At 57.2% G+C, this 18,349-nt stretch carries 15 protein-coding genes and 2 tRNA genes; 8 read left to right on the top strand and 9 right to left on the bottom strand.

From position 1 onward, the window contains the following. Nucleotides 1-45 precede the first annotated feature (45 nt). Nucleotides 46-121: transfer RNA gene (locus QPM17_RS15875), tRNA-Asn, on the top strand. A 1-nt stretch (nucleotide 122) separates the two neighbouring features. On the opposite strand, the gene QPM17_RS15870 is transcribed toward QPM17_RS15875, so the two are convergent. Beyond that, nucleotides 123-1,415, bottom strand: coding sequence for a M18 family aminopeptidase (locus tag QPM17_RS15870; RefSeq protein ID WP_285391948.1), 1,293 nt, complete (start codon nucleotides 1,413-1,415; stop codon nucleotides 123-125). A gap of 112 nt (nucleotides 1,416-1,527) precedes the next feature. On the opposite strand from QPM17_RS15870, the gene QPM17_RS15865 reads away from it, so the two are divergent. Both QPM17_RS15865 and QPM17_RS15860 read left to right on the top strand, forming a co-directional pair. After that, entirely contained in the window at nucleotides 1,528-2,013 is a 486-nt protein-coding gene (locus QPM17_RS15865) for a hypothetical protein (protein WP_285391829.1), read from the top strand. 108 nt (nucleotides 2,014-2,121) lie between these two features. After that, a complete protein-coding gene (locus QPM17_RS15860) occupies nucleotides 2,122-2,748 on the top strand; it encodes an outer membrane beta-barrel protein (protein ID WP_285391827.1) in 627 nt (208 codons plus the stop codon). Here the strand turns inward: QPM17_RS15860 and rlmKL are convergent. Then, complete coding sequence (gene rlmKL / locus QPM17_RS15855; RefSeq protein ID WP_285391825.1) at nucleotides 2,732-4,915, bottom strand: bifunctional 23S rRNA (guanine(2069)-N(7))-methyltransferase RlmK/23S rRNA (guanine(2445)-N(2))-methyltransferase RlmL; 2,184 nt, start codon at nucleotides 4,913-4,915, stop codon at nucleotides 2,732-2,734. The genes QPM17_RS15860 and rlmKL overlap by 17 nt on opposite strands. A gap of 323 nt (nucleotides 4,916-5,238) precedes the next feature. On the opposite strand from rlmKL, the gene rmf reads away from it, so the two are divergent. Continuing rightward, nucleotides 5,239-5,448, top strand: a complete 210-nt coding sequence (gene rmf / locus QPM17_RS15850) for a ribosome modulation factor (protein WP_027831734.1) — start codon at nucleotides 5,239-5,241, stop codon at nucleotides 5,446-5,448. A 194-nt stretch (nucleotides 5,449-5,642) separates the two neighbouring features. Here rmf and QPM17_RS15845 read toward each other — a convergent pair whose 3' ends face one another. Beyond that, the gene (locus QPM17_RS15845; protein WP_285391823.1) at nucleotides 5,643-6,662 is read right to left on the bottom strand and encodes a quinone-dependent dihydroorotate dehydrogenase; all 1,020 of its coding nucleotides are present in this window, start codon (nucleotides 6,660-6,662) and stop codon (nucleotides 5,643-5,645) included. Nucleotides 6,663-7,068: 406 nt separating this feature from the next. Here QPM17_RS15845 and QPM17_RS15840 point away from each other — a divergent pair, with 406 nt between their 5' ends. Further along, entirely contained in the window at nucleotides 7,069-8,247 is a 1,179-nt protein-coding gene (locus tag QPM17_RS15840; protein WP_285391821.1) for a cation diffusion facilitator family transporter, read from the top strand. Here the strand turns inward: QPM17_RS15840 and QPM17_RS15835 are convergent. Then, nucleotides 8,244-9,743, bottom strand: coding sequence for a RimK family protein (locus QPM17_RS15835; RefSeq protein ID WP_285391820.1), 1,500 nt, complete (start codon nucleotides 9,741-9,743; stop codon nucleotides 8,244-8,246). The genes QPM17_RS15840 and QPM17_RS15835 overlap by 4 nt on opposite strands. Before the next feature lie 242 nt (nucleotides 9,744-9,985). Between QPM17_RS15835 and rimI the strand changes: the two genes are divergently transcribed. Beyond that, nucleotides 9,986-11,116, top strand: a complete 1,131-nt coding sequence (gene rimI, locus QPM17_RS15830; RefSeq protein ID WP_285391819.1) for a ribosomal protein S18-alanine N-acetyltransferase — start codon at nucleotides 9,986-9,988, stop codon at nucleotides 11,114-11,116. Nucleotides 11,117-11,465: 349 nt separating this feature from the next. Here rimI and uvrB read toward each other — a convergent pair whose 3' ends face one another. Next, nucleotides 11,466-13,502 (bottom strand): excinuclease ABC subunit UvrB, encoded by a 2,037-nt coding sequence (gene uvrB, locus QPM17_RS15825; RefSeq protein WP_285391946.1) that lies wholly within the window; start codon nucleotides 13,500-13,502, stop codon nucleotides 11,466-11,468. Nucleotides 13,503-13,723: 221 nt separating this feature from the next. Between uvrB and QPM17_RS15820 the strand changes: the two genes are divergently transcribed. Both QPM17_RS15820 and QPM17_RS15815 read left to right on the top strand, forming a co-directional pair. Next, nucleotides 13,724-14,908 carry a pyridoxal phosphate-dependent aminotransferase gene (locus QPM17_RS15820; protein ID WP_285391818.1) on the top strand — a complete coding sequence of 395 codons (1,185 nt, stop codon included), beginning with the start codon at nucleotides 13,724-13,726 and terminating at the stop codon, nucleotides 14,906-14,908. 69 nt (nucleotides 14,909-14,977) lie between these two features. Next, a tRNA-Asn gene (locus tag QPM17_RS15815) sits at nucleotides 14,978-15,053 on the top strand. A 686-nt stretch (nucleotides 15,054-15,739) separates the two neighbouring features. Here the strand turns inward: QPM17_RS15815 and pyrF are convergent. The 4 genes from pyrF to QPM17_RS15795 form a co-directional block, all read right to left on the bottom strand. Further along, nucleotides 15,740-16,450 carry an orotidine-5'-phosphate decarboxylase gene (gene pyrF / locus QPM17_RS15810; RefSeq protein ID WP_285391817.1) on the bottom strand — a complete coding sequence of 237 codons (711 nt, stop codon included), beginning with the start codon at nucleotides 16,448-16,450 and terminating at the stop codon, nucleotides 15,740-15,742. Between the two features lie 33 nt (nucleotides 16,451-16,483). Continuing rightward, on the bottom strand, nucleotides 16,484-17,653 hold the full coding sequence (lapB, locus tag QPM17_RS15805; RefSeq protein WP_285391816.1) for a lipopolysaccharide assembly protein LapB: 1,170 nt from the start codon (nucleotides 17,651-17,653) through the stop codon (nucleotides 16,484-16,486). Beyond that, nucleotides 17,653-17,955, bottom strand: coding sequence for a LapA family protein (locus QPM17_RS15800; RefSeq protein WP_285391815.1), 303 nt, complete (start codon nucleotides 17,953-17,955; stop codon nucleotides 17,653-17,655). Before QPM17_RS15800 ends, lapB begins: the two co-directional genes overlap by 1 nt. Before the next feature lie 71 nt (nucleotides 17,956-18,026). Beyond that, nucleotides 18,027-18,323, bottom strand: a complete 297-nt coding sequence (locus tag QPM17_RS15795; protein WP_007154691.1) for an integration host factor subunit beta — start codon at nucleotides 18,321-18,323, stop codon at nucleotides 18,027-18,029. Nucleotides 18,324-18,349: the final 26 nt, after the last annotated feature.

Below are 18,349 nucleotides of genomic sequence, written 5' to 3'. Positions count from 1 at the left end.
CGCCGCCGGGGAAAGCCCCTATCATGCGCGCCATTCCGACTTTGTTCCCCGATAGCTCAGTTGGTAGAGCAACGGACTGTTAATCCGTTTGTCGCTGGTTCGAGCCCAGCTCGGGGAGCCACCTAAAGCACTTCCTCTCGCTGCATGAACGCCCGCAGCACCCTGAACAGCGTCACACCATCCCTGGTTCCAGCCATCTCCCGAATAGAGTGCATGCCGAACTGTGGCACGCCAATATCCAGTGTTGTCACACCCAGGTTGGCAGCGGTCAGTGGGCCAATCGTGCTGCCGCACCCCATGTCACTTCGCACCACAAAGGTCTGGTATGGCAGATCCAGCTCATCGCTGATATGGCGGTACAAGGCGGCTGAACGACTGTTGGTTGCGTAGCGCTGGTTGTGGTTGACCTTGATCACCGGTCCCTGGTTCAGGATGGGGCCGTGATTCTCATCGTGCCGGTCCATGTAATTGGGATGAATGCCGTGGGCGTTGTCCGCCGAAATCATCATGGAGCGTGCGATGGCCCGCGCCCTGCTCTTGCCGCACCAGCGATCCAGAACCGAAGACAGAAACGGGCCCTGGGCGCCCTCAGCGGACATACTGCCCACCTCCTCGTGATCATTACACACCAGCAGGGCAGGCTCGTCTCCCGAAGAGTCGATCAGTGCCTGAAGCCCGATGTAACAGCTCAGCAGGTTGTCGAGCCGTGCCGAGGCAATAAAATCGTCCCGCAGCCCAACGAATGACGCCGGCTGGGCATCGTAGAAACCGAGCTCATAGCCGAGTATCTTGCGGAGCTCTATACCTGGCTGCTCTCTGGAAAGCTGCTCCGAAAGCAGGTCAGAAAAAGCCGTAGTGTCATCTTCGGGAACCTGCATCAGCACGGGCGGCAGGTCCGTTTGCGGATTGACGGTGCGGTTGCTGTTGGCCTCCCGGTCAAGGTGAATGGCCAGGCTGGGGATGTATGCAACGGCCTTGCGGAAGTCCACCAGTGTATCGCTCACCCGGCCGGACCCATCCACATAAGTCACTCGCCCAGCCAGGGACAGGTCGCGGTCGAACCAGGGATTCAGCAACACGCCACCGTAGACTTCCACACCCAGCTGGAAAAACCCCTTGCGTCGCAACTCAGGGTTTGGCTTGACCTTCAGGCAGGGGCTATCGGTGTGGGCGCCAACCATGCGAATCCCCGCCTCGGCAACGTCCCGACGACCGGTACGGAAGGCGACAATGGAGGAGCCATTACGAATGGCGTAGTAGCCCTCGCCGGCCTCCAGGTTCCAGTCCTCTTTTTCGTCAAGGGCCTTGAAACCGGCCTCATCCAGCCGCTGCTTCATGGTTGCGACTGCGTGCCAGGGTGTGGGCGAAGCGTTGAGAAATTCAATCAGATGGTTGTTAAATTCAGCGTGTTCCATGATGTTCCTGATAAACTGATAATTGCGGCGCCAGTATGGCATGATGGCGCCCGACGTCATATCCGTACAAAACGGCTGCCAGAGTGCAGCCCGGCTACCCGGAGAGTGTACCTTGCCCGCACCACGTTTTCTCGATATCGAATACTGCCAGACCGACGACGTGCTGTTTCCCGTGGCCATGGCCTGGTCGCTGGAAGACGGACAGATGAAAACGGTCGTCATCGCGCCTGCCGACGAATGGATTCCCGAAGATGCCGATCTTGGCGACATTGACCTCCTTTATCTGGAGGAACAGGGCGTGCCGCTGATCGAGCTGGCCCAGGAGCTCCACCAGGATCTGCCCGACCAGACCGTTTACGTTGACGGCATGGACCCGGATGAAATTCTGGTGGACCTTATCTTCACCGCCGTCAGCATGGATGCCCCCTTCGAAATCGCCGGCGTTGAGGAACTCATCACCACCATGCCCCGGGAAGACCTTGATGACCGCCGCCGTCAGCTGTTGTCAGACGAGGGCCTTGAACCTCAGCTTCCGGAAAATGGGGTCTATGCGTTACTTCTCATCGCCCGCGAAGAGGGACTCTTCGACCAGACCTGAATAGTACAACCCCGCGAGCAGGGCGAACTGTGACTTGTGTCGACGTAACAAACAGTTACAGAAGGCAGAATCTGTCGGAATCCGACAACGCCAGGAAGCCTGATAACAATGAACACCCTGTTGCGACATATCTCCACGGCTGCCCTGCTAACGGCAGCCCTGCTGACCGCCACAACGGCCATCGCCCAGAATAAGAAATCGCGCGAAGGCATGACCTATATCGGGATACTGGCCACTGCCCTTAATCACCGTTCCGTGGGTCAGAGTACTCTTGAAACAACCTGGTCCTCCACGGGCTCAATGGTACTGGGGACACACATCTCAGACCATTTTCATGTTGAGATCCGCGCGGGCGCGGGCACCACAACGGGTGAAATCGACAACGAGCTGGAACTGGACATCAATTATTTTGCCAGTTGGTACATTGGCGGCCATTACCCCATCACCAACTACGCCAATGCCTACGCCCAGTTCGGATTTTCCCATATTGACGGGGTAGCCACTCTGACTCCCCTCGGCAAGGCGCGCGAAGCCGACCCGGATGACCGCTCTCCCTACGCCTCACTGGCAGACGAATACCCCGACAGCTCGTTCAGCGTCAGCTGGATCCTTGGCATGGATTTCGAAGTGGTCGATAACGGTTTCATCGTCCTGGAAGGCGGCCGGCTGTTTGAGGATACCGAAACCGGCGCCAATACCTTCCAGTTCTCTACAGGTTTCAAATACGAGTTCTGATGTGCCAGCAGCGGTGAATCCGCGCATTGCGCTGAAAGTCCCGGTCGAGCGTGTCGCGGGTCACCTCTTCAATGGCAAACTCGTCCTCCAGGCTTTCATCGAGTTTGAAGCGCCTGAAATTGGTCGAGAAAATCAATAATCCCTCAGATGTTAACCGCTGCATCGCCTGCCGGATCAGCCGGCCATGATCCTTCTGGATATCCAGCACCCCGGCCATGCGGGCAGAGTTCGAGAAGGTGGGCGGGTCCATGAAGATCAGGTCAAACCGCTGGTCAGCGGACGGCTTGCCAGCCAGCCAGGCCAGGCAGTCCGCCTGCTCCACCCGGTGATGGGTCAGATCGGCACCATTAAGTGCGAGATTTTCCTGCGCCCAGTTAACATACGTCTTCGACATATCCAGGCTCAGTGAACGCGTCGCGCCGCCCACCGCAGCGTGAACGGTGGCCGCCCCGGTGTAACAGAACAGGTTCAGAAACCGCTTGCCAGCGGCATGCTGCTGAATCCAGTGCCGGACCGGGCGGTGGTCAAGAAACAGACCCGTGTCCAGATAATCCTTGAGGTTCACCTTCAGCACGCAACCATGCTCGTGAACGTTGAAGAATTCACCACTGGCCGCCTGCTTTTCGTACTGACTGGTGCCGGTCTGCCGCTGGCGCTGCTTGCAGACCATAGCTTCACGATCCACACCAATCGCTTCCGGGATCACTGCAAGTGCTTCTGCCAATCTCTCCCGGGCAGAGCGTTCATCGACAGATTTGGGAGCCGCGTATTCCTGGACATGCACGCGGCCCTCGTAAATGTCGATAGCCAGGGCGAATTCCGGCATATCCGCATCGTACAGGCGATAGCATCCAATGCCCTGCTTGCGGGCCCACTGGCCCACCGTTTTCAGGTTCTTCCGGAGACGGTTGCGCAGCATGGCGGCACGCTCCTCGTTTGCGATCCGCGGCGTCACCTCCCCTGGCACATCCGGTTCCCTCGGCGTCATGGCGCTGACATCGTCCACATTGAACAGCAGCAGCTGGGCCGGCAGTTTGCCATTGTAAAGGCGGTACTGCTTGTAGCTACGCAACCCTATGGATTTGCCGTATTCCGGGGCGCCGGTGAACACCCCCAGCCGCCAGCCGGGCAGTGAGGCCTTTACGGCTTCGCCCAGACTTTGATACAGACTGCCCAGCTCTTTACGTTCGCTCAGACGCTCGCCATAGGGTGGATTCACCAGCACCAGACCTTGTGCCGCCCAGTCTTCGCCTCGGGTGAACTCATCAACAGCCCGCTGCTCAACCTTTACGATGCTTTCAAGGCCCGCGCGCTGGAGGTTATTTCTGGCTGTCTGGACAACCCCCCTGTCCTGGTCGAACCCAAGAAACAGGGGCATACGGCCATCGATGCCCTGTTTGCCTTCATAGGCACGCTTCTCGGCCTCCTGGCGCAACGCCAGCCAAAGATCAGGCTGGTGACCCAGCCAGCGCTCAAAACCGAACCGCTCGCGCTTGCGGCCCGGCGCCAGGTCCAGGGCCATCATGGCTGCCTCGATCACCAGCGTGCCGGAGCCACACATGGGGTCGATGAAATCACCCCCCGCTTTTGCCATGTCCGGCCAGCCACATCGAATCAGCAAGGCCGCCGCCAGGTTTTCCTTCAGCGGCGCAGCACCTTTCTCGGTGCGATAGCCGCGCTTGTGCAGGCTGTCGCCACTGAGCTCAACGCCCACCGACAGCTTGCCGCGATTGAGGCGGGCGGAAACCGTCACATCCGGGTTCTTTGCATCCACCGAAGGCCGCTGGCCACTGGCGCTACGCAAACGGTCGACAATGCCGTCCTTTACGCGCTGGGCACCGTATTGGGTGTTGCGGATGGCCTCATTCTGGCCCACAAAGTTGACGCGGAAACTGCCGTTTGCCGGAATATGCTGCTGCCACTCAAGATCGGTCACGCCACCGAGCATCTGTTCATCAGAGGTGGCGTCTACATCCGCCAGGTGAAGAATGACGCGGTTCGCCAGCCTCGACCACAGACAGGCACGATAGCCGCTCTCCAGGTTGCCGTTGGCCCAGACGCCTGCCGGCGCATTGCGGACCGGGTCCATGCCAAAGGTACGCAGTTCGTCCTCCAGCAGATACTCCAGGCCCTTCGGGCAGGTTACGAAAAAGTTAAGGTCTGACACGTGCGACTCCTGAGTCGTTACTGGTGTAGCTAAGGCCGTGGGATTAGCGCGATTTCCACGGTTTTCACGGATTTGTTATGTCACACAACTATAAGAGAAGCTTCATCTAGATGAAATAAATAGTGTACAAGGGCGCTGGCTTAGTCTTACCTTGTAGGTGACGCGTCGTTCCGGGGAGCCGAAAAAAAAGCTCTCTGTTAACAGGATCCTGACTGCTCTGGCCACACGTGACAATAGTGGGTTACCCCGGAAGGGTTGTCCCAAGTCCCGGCCACTGCAGATGTGTACACGCTTGTTCTGTTAATCCATTAGTGAGGAACGGCATGAAAAGACAGAAAAGAGATATGTACGCTCGTGCATTCAAACGGGGTTATCTGGCCGGCGTGTCCGGTAAAGCAAAAGACAGCTGCCCGTTGGAACAGCCGGAAGTTCGCCAGGAGTGGCTCAACGGGTGGCGAGAAGGCCGCACAGATCAATGGGAGGGCATGACCGGCGTATCCGGTATCCACAAACTGGCAAACGTAACTGCATGACGGTGTTTGCCAAAGCCCCGAATCTTTAATCTGATCTTTCAATAATCAACAACACAATTTGACGCAGTACTCAGAGCAAACCAAACGGGTCCTCCCGACCCGTACCATGCGATGAAGCGCCACGGGGTTCGTTCCCCGCACGGGCCCGCTTAGCGGGCCCACCTTATTTCTGCCCCCACGGTTGCCAGAAACCCTCATCCCAGACGTCGAATTGCCTCAACCGATTCCCTTATCAGTGCCGGCCCGCGATAGATAAAGCCGGTATACACCTGTACCAGCTTTGCCCCGGCCCGGATCTTTTCAGCTGCGCTGTCACCATCCGTAATACCGCCTACCCCGATAATGGGCAATGAATCCCCCAGCTCTGCGTAAAGCGCCTGGATCACCCGGGTGGAAGGTTCCCGCACCGGGGCACCGCTCAGACCGCCGGCTTCGTCTGCATATCTGTGCCCGGCAACGGCTTCGCGGCTGATAGTGGTATTGGTGGCGATAACCCCATCCAGCCCCGACTCTTTCAGGGCCGCAGCCACAAAACCTATTCCATCATCATCCATATCAGGAGCGATTTTCACCGCCAGAGGCACATAACGACCATGCTCTTTTTCACAACGGGCCTGCTCATCCTTGATGGCGTACATAAGGCCTTTCAGTGAGTCACCGAATTGAAGATCCCGCAGTCCGGGCGTATTGGGGGATGAAACATTCACGGTGATGTAATCGGCACGGGAGTATACAGCCGCAATACCCTTGCGATAATCCGATTCCGATTCCTCATTGGGCGTCACTTTGTTTTTGCCGACATTGATGCCCAGTACACCGTCGTAATGACGCCTGTCCACACGCTCCAGCAAATGATCAAGGCCGTGGTTATTGAAACCCATCCGGTTGATAATGGCCTGATGCTCAGGAAGCCGGAACATGCGCGGCCTGGGGTTGCCCGGTTGGGCGAGGGGCGTGACAGTGCCCACTTCAATAAACCCGAAACCCAACTGCCCCAGGGCGTCCAGATGATCCGCATTCTTGTCCAGACCGGCAGCCAGGCCTACCGGATTCGGGAAATCCAGGCCCATTACCCGCACGGGGAGCGGCGCCGGCCGGCTCACAAATGTATTGAGCAATCCAAGCTTTCCGGCCACGTCCAGGCTGGACAGGGTCAGGTTATGGGCAGTTTCCGGTGGCAGCCGGAACAGTAGTTCACGCATAATGCCGTACATACAGAATCTCCCTGATCGAGAATGACGCGGAGTATACCGGAACTTTTCCACAGCATCGCCTTACACCACTCACATGACAGCTAAATGTCTGTAGCGTTAAGGTGTTGTGACCTTTTCCACGGAATCTGTGGATAACCCTGTTGAAAATCGCGGGGCAACCCCGTCGAACCCTTGATATCCGCGCCAGTCTACAGATTGATCATTTTTTAACCAGTTTATTTTTTCAATGTTTTCAATAGGTTAAACTTGTTTTTATCAGGGTGACGGCAGAGACGATACGAGATGTCACCTTGAAGCCAGCTCGCAGGCATGTGCATAAATCATCCAGGGTTGGCTTTGCCAGGCTTGTTACAAAGTCAATCGGAAATATCGTTATACTGGCTATCTCAGCCGCTGGAGAAAATTAATGAAAGACCACCAGAGCCGGGCCTCAGAACATCAGGAAAACCTGACTGCGGAACTCAGAGCCGCTTCCCGGGTGACCGTGATTGGCATGGTCCTTGATGCCGTTCTGGGCGTCATCAAGGTAATCGGCGGACTACTGTTTCATTCCCAGGCCCTGTTGGTGGATGGTATTCACTCATTCAGTGATGTCGCCTCGGATATTGTGGTTCTGGGGGTCATGCGTGTGTCCCGTCAAGGTCCCGATGCTGACCACCCCTACGGACATCAGCGCATTGAAACCATGGGCACCATGGTGCTGGGCAGTTTTCTGATTGCGGTTGGTGCAGCCCTGGCGTGGGACAACACGCTTCGGCTTATGGGAGAAAGCGCCGTGAACCTTCCCGAGTGGCCTGTTCTGGTGGCCGCTGCGATATCGGTTGGTAGCAAGGAATGGATTTACCGCTACACCCGTCACGTAGGCATCAGAATTCGCTCTGACCTGATCATTGCCAACGCCTGGCACAGCCGTACCGACGCATTTTCATCCATCATTGTGCTGTTTTCCACGGCCGGCGCCATGCTTGGCTACGTCTGGATGGATATCCTGGCTGCTGTTGTTATTTCCATCATTATTATTCGCATTGGCTGGAAATTTACCTGGGACAGCGTCAAAGAGCTGGTAGACACTGGCCTCTCTCCGGAAGACACCAGAATGCTCAAGGAAGTCGCTACCAACATTGACGGTGTGCGGAACGTTCACGAGCTCCGTAGCCGGCGGATGGGTCACGACATAATGCTGGATATTCACCTGGTGGTGCGACCTGAAATCAGTGTTTCCGAGGGGCATCAGATCGGAATGCAGGTAGTAGCCGCAATGCGGGAGCAGTTGGACAATATCTTGGATATCAATTTCCACATTGATGCCGAGAACGACGAGGACCATCCCCAGACTTCAGAGCAACTGCCCAGCCGACAGGAGATCCGGGAGCGGTTGGACCAGCACATCGACAAGCTGCCGGCCAACAGCCGGCTGAGACTCCACTATCTGCGTAACAAGGTCCATATGGAACTGTTTATGGAGATTCCCGAATCCGAAGAGCTGCCGGATGCTCGCCGAATCAGCCGGGAGCTGGAACGCTACCCATGGTTTGGCAGCCTGCGAATCTGGCACGCTCACACGGACAACCATCTGACCACCTAACGGCGGCGATTGTCTTCCATGCGGGACAGGAACTCCTGCATGATCAGGGTATACAGTTCTCCCCCCAGAAAACGGTCCTCTACCCCCGCGTCGATGCTGGGGTTGTCGTTCACCTCGATGACAGCCACCCGGTTGCCGGACTGCTTTATATCCACTCCGTAGAGCCCGTTACCGATCAGCCGGGTTGCATTGAGCGCCGCCTGGATCACGTTCCGGGGCACCTCATAGGTCGGCATGGTTTCGAAACCACCACTGTCCACTTCGGCGCCACCATGCTGGTAGATCTGCCAGTGCCCCTGCACCATGAAATACTTGCAGGCATAGATAGCACGGCCGCCCAACACACCGATGCGCCAGTCATAGTCGGTATAAAGGTATTCCTGGGCCAGCACCAGTGCAGACTGTTTGAACAGCTCCTTCAGACCAGCCCGCAGGGATTTTTCATCCTCAGCCTTGGTAACGCCTCGCGAGAAGGCGCCGTCGGGTATCTTGATAACCGCAGGAAAGCCCAACTCGCGGATGACCTGCTCAACGCTATCTTTCTGGTCCTTGGAAAGGATCAGAGTTTTCGGCGTGGGTATCCGGTTGTTATTCAGAAGATCCGCCAGATAGACCTTGTTGGTGCAACGCAGGATGGACACCGGGTCATCTATGACCACCATGCCCTCGGCTTCGGCCTTGCGGGCAAAACGGTAGGTATGATGGTCGATGGCCGTGGTTTCGCGAATGAACAGGCCGTCGTATTCCGGCAACCGCATGTAGTCCCGGCGGCTGATCTGCTCCACATTGATGCCCAGTTTACGACCGGCTTTCTCGAACTTGTTCAGAGCTTCCCTGTCGCTTGGCGGCATTGCCTCTTCGGAATTGACCAGCATAGCCAGATCAAAGCGATAGCGACGGCGGGTGCGGGGCTTTCGCCAGACCATACTGCTGAAGCGGTCAAACGCAGCCGCGAAGTCATCCTGTTCTTTACCTTTGAGGTCGGCCGGACAACCCGGCTTCATGGAGGCAATCTGCCAGGTTTTCCCCCGGCGAAAGACCACTTCCAGAATCGGACAGGGAAAGCGGTCAAACAGCGCCCGCGCGACCGGCTTCAGGTCAGCATGTTCTGCCTGGCCAAAATAAGTGCGGATACGCACTTCATGGGTCGCGTTCTTCTCGTCAGAAGCCGGATCAATTTCAGAACCGGACGCCTCGAGCCAGTTAATAACACTGGCATCCAGTTCATCCAGCTGCAGGGAGAACAGTCCCTTGCGGCTGAGGTCGTTGAGGGTTATTACCGATGGCACAACATGATGGCCGCGGGCCTCCGCCAGCAACGAACAATAGTAGCCACGGCTGAGGTAACGGGCGCTCTGACAAAGATTGATGACCCGCACCCGGCTGGACGCCGGCGCTGTAAACTGCAGATACTGGTCAAAGGTCAGCACGTCTTCGCTGGGGTAATAAGGCGCCCAGTCCCTGGCACGATCAACAACAATCAGCAAACGAGACATCAGAGGCATTCCTCCATGAAGGCAGTGCCGTATAGCAGAGGGTAAACAGGTCGGGCGCAAGGCGCCCGGTCCTGTACAATGTCGCAACAATACGCCGGAAACCGTCGGCCTACAATTAGTAAAAAATGCGTGCTTTTACGCATAATTGCCTGCTTCCGGCGAGGTCGGCACTCCCCCATAATAGCCAACAGAGCTGAACCCGGCCAAGCCGCCACTTTTGCGTTACCCAGAGCCTCGTAACCATGACATCACTTCAATACCGTCACGCCGTCAGCGAAGACCTGGACGCTCTGGTGAAGCTGGAAGACCGCTGTTTTACCGAGGACCGCATTTCCCGCCGAAGCTTCCGCCGTTTCCTGGACATGCCCAGGGACAGGTTGATTGTTGCATTGGATGGTGAGGAACTGGTGGGCTACTGCCTGGTGCTGATGAGTGCGGCCACACGACTGGCGCGAATCTATTCCATTGCCGTATCCCCCTCGGAACGCGGACGTAACATCGGTGAACAATTGGTCCGCCACGCCGAAGCCGCCGCTGTTGAAGCCGGCCGTATCGTGATGCGACTGGAGGTACGGGAAGATAACACCCCGGCAATACGCCTATACCAACGCCTGGGCTATCGTCAGTTCGGTACCTATCGGGACTACTACGAAGACCACGGCACCGCCCTGCGCTTTGAGCGCCGCATCCTGTTCTACGCTCCATCGCGGGAATTTCCGGCGGTGCCCTATTATCCCCAGACCACGGAGTTCTCATGTGGCCCAGCGGCCCTGATCATGGCCATGGCAACCCTGGACGAGCAGCAGCCCATGACCACACTGGAAGAGCTGAAGCTCTGGCGTGAGGCCACCACCATCTTCATGCTCGCCGGCCACGGCGGCTGCGGCCCCCACGGCCTGGCACTGGCTGCCTGGCACCGGGGGTTCCACGCCAGCGCCTATATCAGCAAAGAGGGCGCGCTATTCAAGGACACGGTTCGCAACGACGATAAGAAGCGGGTTCTGGAACTGGTGCACGAGGGCTTCCTCCACGACATCGGCCAGACTGGCATCGAACTGCACCACGACCCCCTTACCCTGGACGGCATGCAGGCCGCACTCCATGACGGCCGTATACCGGTGATCCTGATCAGCACCTGGCAGCTCAACCGCAGCCGCGTTCCCCACTGGGTAACCGTGTGCGCCATCGACGACCAGTTCGTGTACCTGCACGATCCGGAGATTGATACGGAGATCGGTGAAACCGTCGCTGACAAGCAATACCTGCCAATAGACCGCCGCGTGTTCGACCGCATGTCGCGATATGGCAAGAACCAGCCTTTGCAGGCTGCGGTTATTGTTGGGCCTAAGCGGGATTCTTCGGCTACCAATTAGCCTGAGGGTTTGGTGGTTACACAAGGTGGGGAACCCCTGTTCAGGAAACGCCCGTGAATACTTCCACGTAGGTCGGATTAGCGAAGCGTAATCCGACAAATCATAGGCACGTATGGCCTTTGAGGGGACACAGAAATTGTCGGATTACGGCTTCGCCTAATCCGACCTACGTGAACCAGGGCGATAACGCCGATGCCAAAACAAGCACGGCCGGTGACCCTTTGCAAAACCGTGGAGCGCCAGGGATGGCGCGACCGAGCCCCACATGGACGTGCTTGTGGGCGTGTTTTGCAAAGGGTCACCGGCCGGGCGGCAAACTCCCCAATGCAGCAGGCTACGTAAGCACGAACTAACCGGTCCGCAAAGCCGCCTCTTTAAGCTCCGAAATATCATCCCGCAACCGAGCTGCAGTCTCGAAATCCAGGTCGGCGGCGGCCTTGTACATATCGTCTTCCAGACGGGTGATCTCCTTGAGGATCTCCTCCGGAGAGCGATTGCCAGTCTTCGCACGGTACCTCTCGGCTTCCTCGGCAGCCTTCTCGCCGGGACGCTCGGCCTTGCGGCGACCGCGGCCACTGCCACCACCGGCACCTTCCATGATATCGGCGATCTTCTTGTTCAGGCCCTGTGGCGTAATGCCGTGCTCTTCATTGTGGGCGGCCTGTTTTGCACGGCGGCGTTCGGTCTCGTCGATTGCCCGCTGCATTGAGCCGGTGATCCGGTCGCCATAGAGAATTGCCTTGCCATGGAGGTTACGCGCGGCACGGCCAATGGTCTGGATCAGCGAGCGCTCGGAGCGCAGGAAGCCTTCCTTGTCGGCGTCCAGGATGGTCACCAGTGACACTTCCGGCATGTCCAGGCCTTCACGAAGCAGGTTGATGCCCACCAGTACATCAAACTCACCCCGGCGCAGGTCGCGGATAATCTCCACCCGTTCGACCGTGTCGATATCCGAGTGCAGGTAACGCACGCGGATGTCGTGCTCCATCAGGAAATCGGTGAGGTCTTCGGCCATGCGCTTGGTGAGTGTGGTCACCAGCACCCGTTCGTTGACGTTGGTACGCAGGCGAATCTCCGACAGCAGATCATCCACCTGAGTGGACGCCGGACGAACCTCGATTTCCGGATCCAGCAAGCCGGTTGGCCGGACAACCTGTTCAACCACCTGCCCTGAATGTTCGGCTTCGTAGTTGCCGGGGGTCGCCGAGACAAACAGCATCTGCGGTGCTATCCGTTCCCACTCGTCAAAGCGCATGGGCCGGTTGTCCAGGGCCGACGGCAGTCGGAAGCCGTATTCTACAAGGGTTTCCTTGCGGGAACGGTCGCCCTTGTACATGGCTCCAATCTGGGGAATGGTGGCATGGGATTCGTCCACTACCAGCAACGCGTCGGGCGGCAGGTAATCGAACAGTGTCGGCGGTGCCTCACCCGGCTGGCGCCCGGAGAGATAGCGCGAGTAGTTCTCGATGCCGTTGCAGTAGCCCAACTCCAGCATCATTTCGATGTCGTAACGGGTACGCTCCTCCAGCCGCTGGGCCTCCACCAGGCGGTTGTTATCACGCAGTTGCTGCAAGCGCTGATCCAGTTCCACCTTGATGTGTTCCACCGCATCCAGAACCGTCTGCCTTGGCGTTACATAATGGGACTTCGGGTAGATCGTAACTCTTGGCACCCGGCGCAGCACTTCTCCGGTCAGGGGATCGAAGTAGCTGAGATTTTCCACCTCGTCATCGAACAGTTCGATACGGATAGCTTCCTTCTCGGATTCCGCCGGAAAGACATCAATTACGTCACCTCGCACCCGATAGTTGGCACGGTGAAACTCAACATCGTTACGAGTGTACTGCAGTTCAGCCAGCCGCCGGAGGATATAGCGCTGGTCAATCTGGTCACCCCGGTCCAGATGCAGCATCATTTTCAGGTAGGACTTGGGATCACCCAGACCATAAATGGACGACACCGTTGCCACGATGATGGCGTCCGGCCGTTCAAGCAGCGCCTTTGTGGCAGACAGACGCATCTGCTCAATGTGCTCGTTGATGGAGGCGTCCTTCTCGATAAAGGTGTCGGACGACGGCACATAGGCTTCCGGCTGGTAGTAGTCGTAGTAGGAAACGAAGTACTCCACCGCATTGTCCGGAAAGAATTCCCGGAACTCCCCATACAGCTGGGCTGCCAGGGTTTTGTTATGGGCCATGATAATGGTTGGCCGTTGCACCTGCTGGATAACATTGGCAATGGTGAACGTCTTGCCCGAACCGGTCACACCCAGCAATGTCTGGTGCGCCAGCCCGGAGCGAATACCATCCACCAGCCCATCAATAGCCTTGGGCTGATCGCCCGCAGGCTGGAACGGGGAATCCACCTTGAAAGCACCGTCTTTCATCAGCGCGCCGGTTTCTGAAGTGGCCATAGTCGGGAGACATCCTCCGTTCAATCAATTTTGTGTTGGATAGCCGGTTGCAAAGGTTGCAATCTGCAGAGAAACTTATCGTCACGCAGGCATCATGGTACCATCTGTGCCATTCAAGGCGGCCTGAACATGGTGAAATCCACTACCTCACATCCGCCGGAGCCCTATCAGACGCAGCTTTAAGGAGCGCAAGTTTGGACCTTCAACTTTCCAGCCGAGTACAGGCAATCAAGCCCTCTCCCACCCTCGCAGTCACCAACAAGGCAGCGGAACTCCGCGCGGCCGGCCAGGACATTATCGGCCTTGGCGCTGGCGAGCCGGACTTCGACACCCCGGACCACATCAAGCAGGCAGCCATTGAGGCCATTAACAACGGCCAGACCAAGTACACTGCCGTGGATGGTACGCCCGCCCTCAAGAAGGCGATCATTGCGAAGTTCAAGCGGGACAACGGGCTGGAATACGAAGCCAACCAGATACTGGTATCAAGTGGTGGCAAACAGAGCTTTTTCAACCTCGCCCTGGCCACACTGAACAAGGGTGATGAAGCCATTATCCCGGCTCCCTACTGGGTGTCCTATCCGGACATGGTACTGGTCGCCGAAGGCAAGCCGGTCATCATCGAAACCGGCGCCGACACCCGCTTCAAGATCACCCCGGAACAGCTGGAAAACGCCATAACCGAGCGTACCCGCCTGTTCGTGATCAACAGCCCGTCCAACCCCAGCGGCATGGCTTACAGCCTGGACGAGCTAAAGGCGATTGGCGAAGTGCTGAAAAAGCACCCGCAGATCATGATCGCCACCGACGACATGTACGAGCCAATCCTGTGGACCGGCCAGCCGTTCTGCAACATCCTGAATGCGACACCAGAACTGTACGACCGCACCTTCGTGCTGAATGGTGTTTCCAAGGCCTACTCCATGACGGGCTGGCGCATCGGCTATGCCGCGGGTCCGGCAAAGATTATCGGCGCCATGAAAAAGATCCAGTCCCAGAGCACTTCCAACCCGGCCTCCATCTCCCAGGCGGCGGCCACCGCGGCCCTTGATGGCCCACAGGACTGTGTTCAGGAAATGGTTACCGCATTCAAGGAGCGCCACGACTATCTGGTAGAAGCCCTGAACGCCCTGCCAGGCGTTGAGTGCCTGCACGGCGATGGCACCTTTTATGTATTCCCGAGCTTCCAGGGCGCCATTGAGGCGGATCCCGATGTCAGCAACGACGTGGAGTTTGCCGAAAAGCTGCTGAAGGAAGCGGGCGTTGCCCTGGTACCCGGTTCCGCCTTCGGCGCGCCTGGCCATATGCGCCTGAGCTTCGCCACCAGCCTGGACACCCTGAAGCAGGCAATTGAGCGCCTGCAGAAAGCCCTCGGCTAAAATTTCCAGCAAGGGGTTGACGAGGCGTTGGGGTAACCTTAATATACGCGCCTCGTCACACGACGACGTTCCCCGATAGCTCAGTTGGTAGAGCAACGGACTGTTAATCCGTTTGTCGCTGGTTCGAGCCCAGCTCGGGGAGCCACTATTCCGAAAAGCCGCTAGTCCTCTGGATTAGCGGCTTTTTTCGTTCCAGCCCAACCACTTCATTCGCCTCCAGCACCCGTAGGTCGGATTAGCGCAGCGTAATCCGACAATACCCGTCAGCCTGGCCCCCCAGCCTTCCAATGTGGCGCCACGGCGAGGTAGGACTTCCTTTCCAAAAAACGCTACAAGCACCCCTGCGGGGTCCGGCCAGCAATCGTAGATTGCTGTCGTTCGGCTGTCGCATGAAGCTTCGCTTCATAAGCGCTCGGCCGAACCCATGTGCGCTTGGGCTCCGCCATCCCTGGCTCCGCACATTTTTGGAAAGGAAGCCCTACCTCACCTGTTTGAACCTCTGGAGTTATCGCGTCGGAAGTCTTCAACAGGTAGGTCGGATTAGCGAAGCGTAATCCGACAAATGGCGGACCACTCACAAATCGAACGTGCCTTCGGTTTGTCGGATTACGGCTTCGCCTAATCCGACCTACGTTCTACGTTCCTTTTACGGCGATATCAGAGATGTCAAAACCGGTGCGGTGGGGGCTCCCTCACAAAAATGTGCGGAGCCATGGATGGCGGAGCTCAAGCGTACATGGATGTACTAGAAGCGGTTTTTGGGAGGGAGCCCCCACCGCACCGAAACACCACACCATCAGGCTAGGGCCAGACTAAAGGCAAGAACCAAAATCAGAGCCCAATCACCTCAGAGTGAATAGCCTCCAACGCCGCCAGAGGGTCTGCAGCCTGGGTTATCGGGCGGCCGATGACCAGGTAATCAGAACCGGCTTTGAGGGCGTCCGTGGGTGTCATGATGCGTTGCTGGTCGCCCTTTTCGGCAGTCAGTGGGCGGATGCCTGGTGTGATGAGTTTGAAATCGGCGCCCTGCTCCGCTTTCAGTGCCGGAGCTTCCTGCGCTGAACAGACCACGCCGTCCAGGCCACAGTTACGGGTCAGGGTTGCCAGACGGGAAACCTGAGCTTCCGGGGAGCCCGCGATACCGATCGCGGCCAGGTCCTCGGCTCCCATGCTGGTCAGCACGGTGACCGCAATCAGCAATGGCCGCTCCTTGCCGAAACTCTCCAGCCGTTCGCGGCAGGCAGTCATCATTTTTTCGCCGCCGGAGGCATGCACGTTAACCATCCACACGCCAAGATCCGCAGCGGCCGCCACCGCAGCCGAAGTGGTGTTGGGAATGTCATGAAACTTCAGGTCCAGGAAAACATCGAAACAGCGGCCCTGGAGGTCCCTGACCAGGCTCGGGCCGGAACGGGTGAAGAGTTCCTTGCCCACCTTAAGACGGCATTTGGCCGGATCCAATTGGTCAACCAGGGCCAGCGCCGGCTGCTCTGATGGAAAATCCAGGGCCACAATGATTTGGGGAGAGTCGGGGTTTTGCACAGTCGGTTTCCTGAAGAATGTCGTGTTATCGGATTATTCGGCTTCCACACCCTGGATCGGGCGAACGGTTTCCCATTGCTTGCAACTGGGACATAACCAGTGCAGTTGCTGCCCGGAGAAACCACAGTTCACACATCTGTAAATGGGCCGGTTCGTCAGTATCAGATGACCAATGCGGCTAACCAGACGGCCTTCGTCAGTCGTCATGCCTTTTTCGTAGCCTGCCAGCTCCACCAGCCGCAGCAAACCACGAACGCTGGGGCGAACCTCCAGCTCACGACGGAGCAGCTCAATGGCCGCCGAACGACCGGAAGTACGTTCAACCGCTTCCACCAGCGCCAGCAACAGACTGGTGCTTGGCCAGGATTCGTATAATTTGCCAAGTTTCTTGACCAGCCGCCCCACATCGCCATGCTCTCTTTCAAGCTTCATCAGACGGTCGACAGCCTCGGAGCCGAATTCGGGGTTCTGACCAAAAACCTTCAGGCTCTGATTAGCCGCATCCCGGTAATTACCCTGACGAACGAGGAGCTTCATCATGATGAACGTGGCTCTGACACAGGAACTGTCGTATTCCAGCGCTTCCTTGGCCAGTTTCTGGGCCATCCAGCGATCGTCATGCTTGAGAGCATCTTCCGCCAGCTCACAGGTAATGTAGGCCAGCATCTTGTATATGCCGCCATCCTGGTTTCCAGTGGTCAACGTCCGGGCTACCTGTCCGGCCTTGCCCCACTCTTTTTCCTGCTGGTATAGCTCGATCAGTTGCAGCGAGGCCTTGCGACCGTACTCCCTGTCTCCCATGAGTTGCTGGAGCAATGCTTCCGCCCGGTCCAGCAGTCCGGCGTTCAGGTAGTCAATGGCCAGCTCGTATGTGACCTGCTGTGAATAGCGGGCGGGCAGTTCGGGACGGGCAAGCAGATTCTGATGAATCAGGATCGCACGATCAGTCTCGCCCTTGAGGCGGAAATGGGCACCGATGGACAGATGAAGTCCCACAGTTTCTTTATTGACCGCCAGAGACTGGACAAAATTCTCTACCGCCTGATCGGAGTAGTTGGTGAACAGGAATTGCAGGCGGTCCTTGACCGATTCTTCATCCGAAATGGGCGTTTTGGAGCTGTCCCGGGTGTTGCCCATACGCCCGACAAACCAACCTGCAGCCACTGCAACGGTCAGCAGCAGCCACTGAAGTACTATATCCATTAAAGCGTCCGGTCGTTCTGGGCCCTGGATTTCTCCAATGCCTGCTCGGTGCGAGCAAGTCGTTTCTCTAGTTTGCGACGGGAAACCGATGTGCGAACGGTTGCAAGCATGGTAATCAGAACTCCAATCAAAGCGCCGATCACAAAGGACATAATAATCCAGACCGCAATGCCGTGGGGCGCAGTCTCGAAAAGAAGGAAGTTGAGGGAGACAGCCATTTGATTATTGAGGGAAAAAACAAGTGCCACCAGAACCAGAAACAACACCAGCAGAATGAGAAGGACCTTCTGTAATCCGGCCATAGTCGCAACGCTCCACGCGGGCCCGATGGTTTACACCAGGACCTGGTTAGAATCTTTTCCCGAAAGGGTAATCAGAAACCCTTTTTCAGGCTATCGTTAACCTGTTCCCGCAATTCCTTACCTGGCTTGAAGTGCGGAACAAACTTAGCCGGTAACTGAACAGCTTCGCCGGTTTTCGGATTGCGCCCGGTTCTGGCTGCCCGGTGATGCAGTGAAAAACTGCCGAAACCGCGGATCTCGATTCGCTGGCCATCCGCCAGTGACTGGGACATGTGTTCAATTATTGTTTTTACAGCCAGTTCCACATCCTTCACTGAAAGCTGCGTCTGTTTGGACGCAATCAGCTCTACCAGTTCAGATTTCGTCATTGGGCTCATCCCTCTTCACATTATTA

The organism is Marinobacter azerbaijanicus (genome assembly GCF_030250645.1).
In the GTDB taxonomy this organism is placed as follows: Bacteria; Pseudomonadota; Gammaproteobacteria; order Pseudomonadales; family Oleiphilaceae; genus Marinobacter; species Marinobacter azerbaijanicus.
Note: the sequence above shows the minus strand (reverse complement) of the source record. Positions and strands in the feature narration are given on the sequence as shown.

Coding starts and splice junctions, on each gene's coding strand:
- uvrB (WP_285391946.1), bottom strand. CDS start 13,502: ATGAAAGACGGTGCTTTCAAGGTGGATTCCCCGTTCCAGCCTGCGGGC.
- QPM17_RS15860 (WP_285391827.1), top strand. CDS start 2,122: ATGAACACCCTGTTGCGACATATCTCCACGGCTGCCCTGCTAACGGCA.
- rmf (WP_027831734.1), top strand. CDS start 5,239: ATGAAAAGACAGAAAAGAGATATGTACGCTCGTGCATTCAAACGGGGT.
- QPM17_RS15835 (WP_285391820.1), bottom strand. CDS start 9,743: ATGTCTCGTTTGCTGATTGTTGTTGATCGTGCCAGGGACTGGGCGCCT.
- lapB (WP_285391816.1), bottom strand. CDS start 17,653: ATGGATATAGTACTTCAGTGGCTGCTGCTGACCGTTGCAGTGGCTGCA.
- QPM17_RS15840 (WP_285391821.1), top strand. CDS start 7,069: ATGAAAGACCACCAGAGCCGGGCCTCAGAACATCAGGAAAACCTGACT.
- QPM17_RS15795 (WP_007154691.1), bottom strand. CDS start 18,323: ATGACGAAATCTGAACTGGTAGAGCTGATTGCGTCCAAACAGACGCAG.
- QPM17_RS15870 (WP_285391948.1), bottom strand. CDS start 1,415: ATGGAACACGCTGAATTTAACAACCATCTGATTGAATTTCTCAACGCT.
- QPM17_RS15845 (WP_285391823.1), bottom strand. CDS start 6,662: ATGTACGGCATTATGCGTGAACTACTGTTCCGGCTGCCACCGGAAACT.
- rimI (WP_285391819.1), top strand. CDS start 9,986: ATGACATCACTTCAATACCGTCACGCCGTCAGCGAAGACCTGGACGCT.
- QPM17_RS15800 (WP_285391815.1), bottom strand. CDS start 17,955: ATGGCCGGATTACAGAAGGTCCTTCTCATTCTGCTGGTGTTGTTTCTG.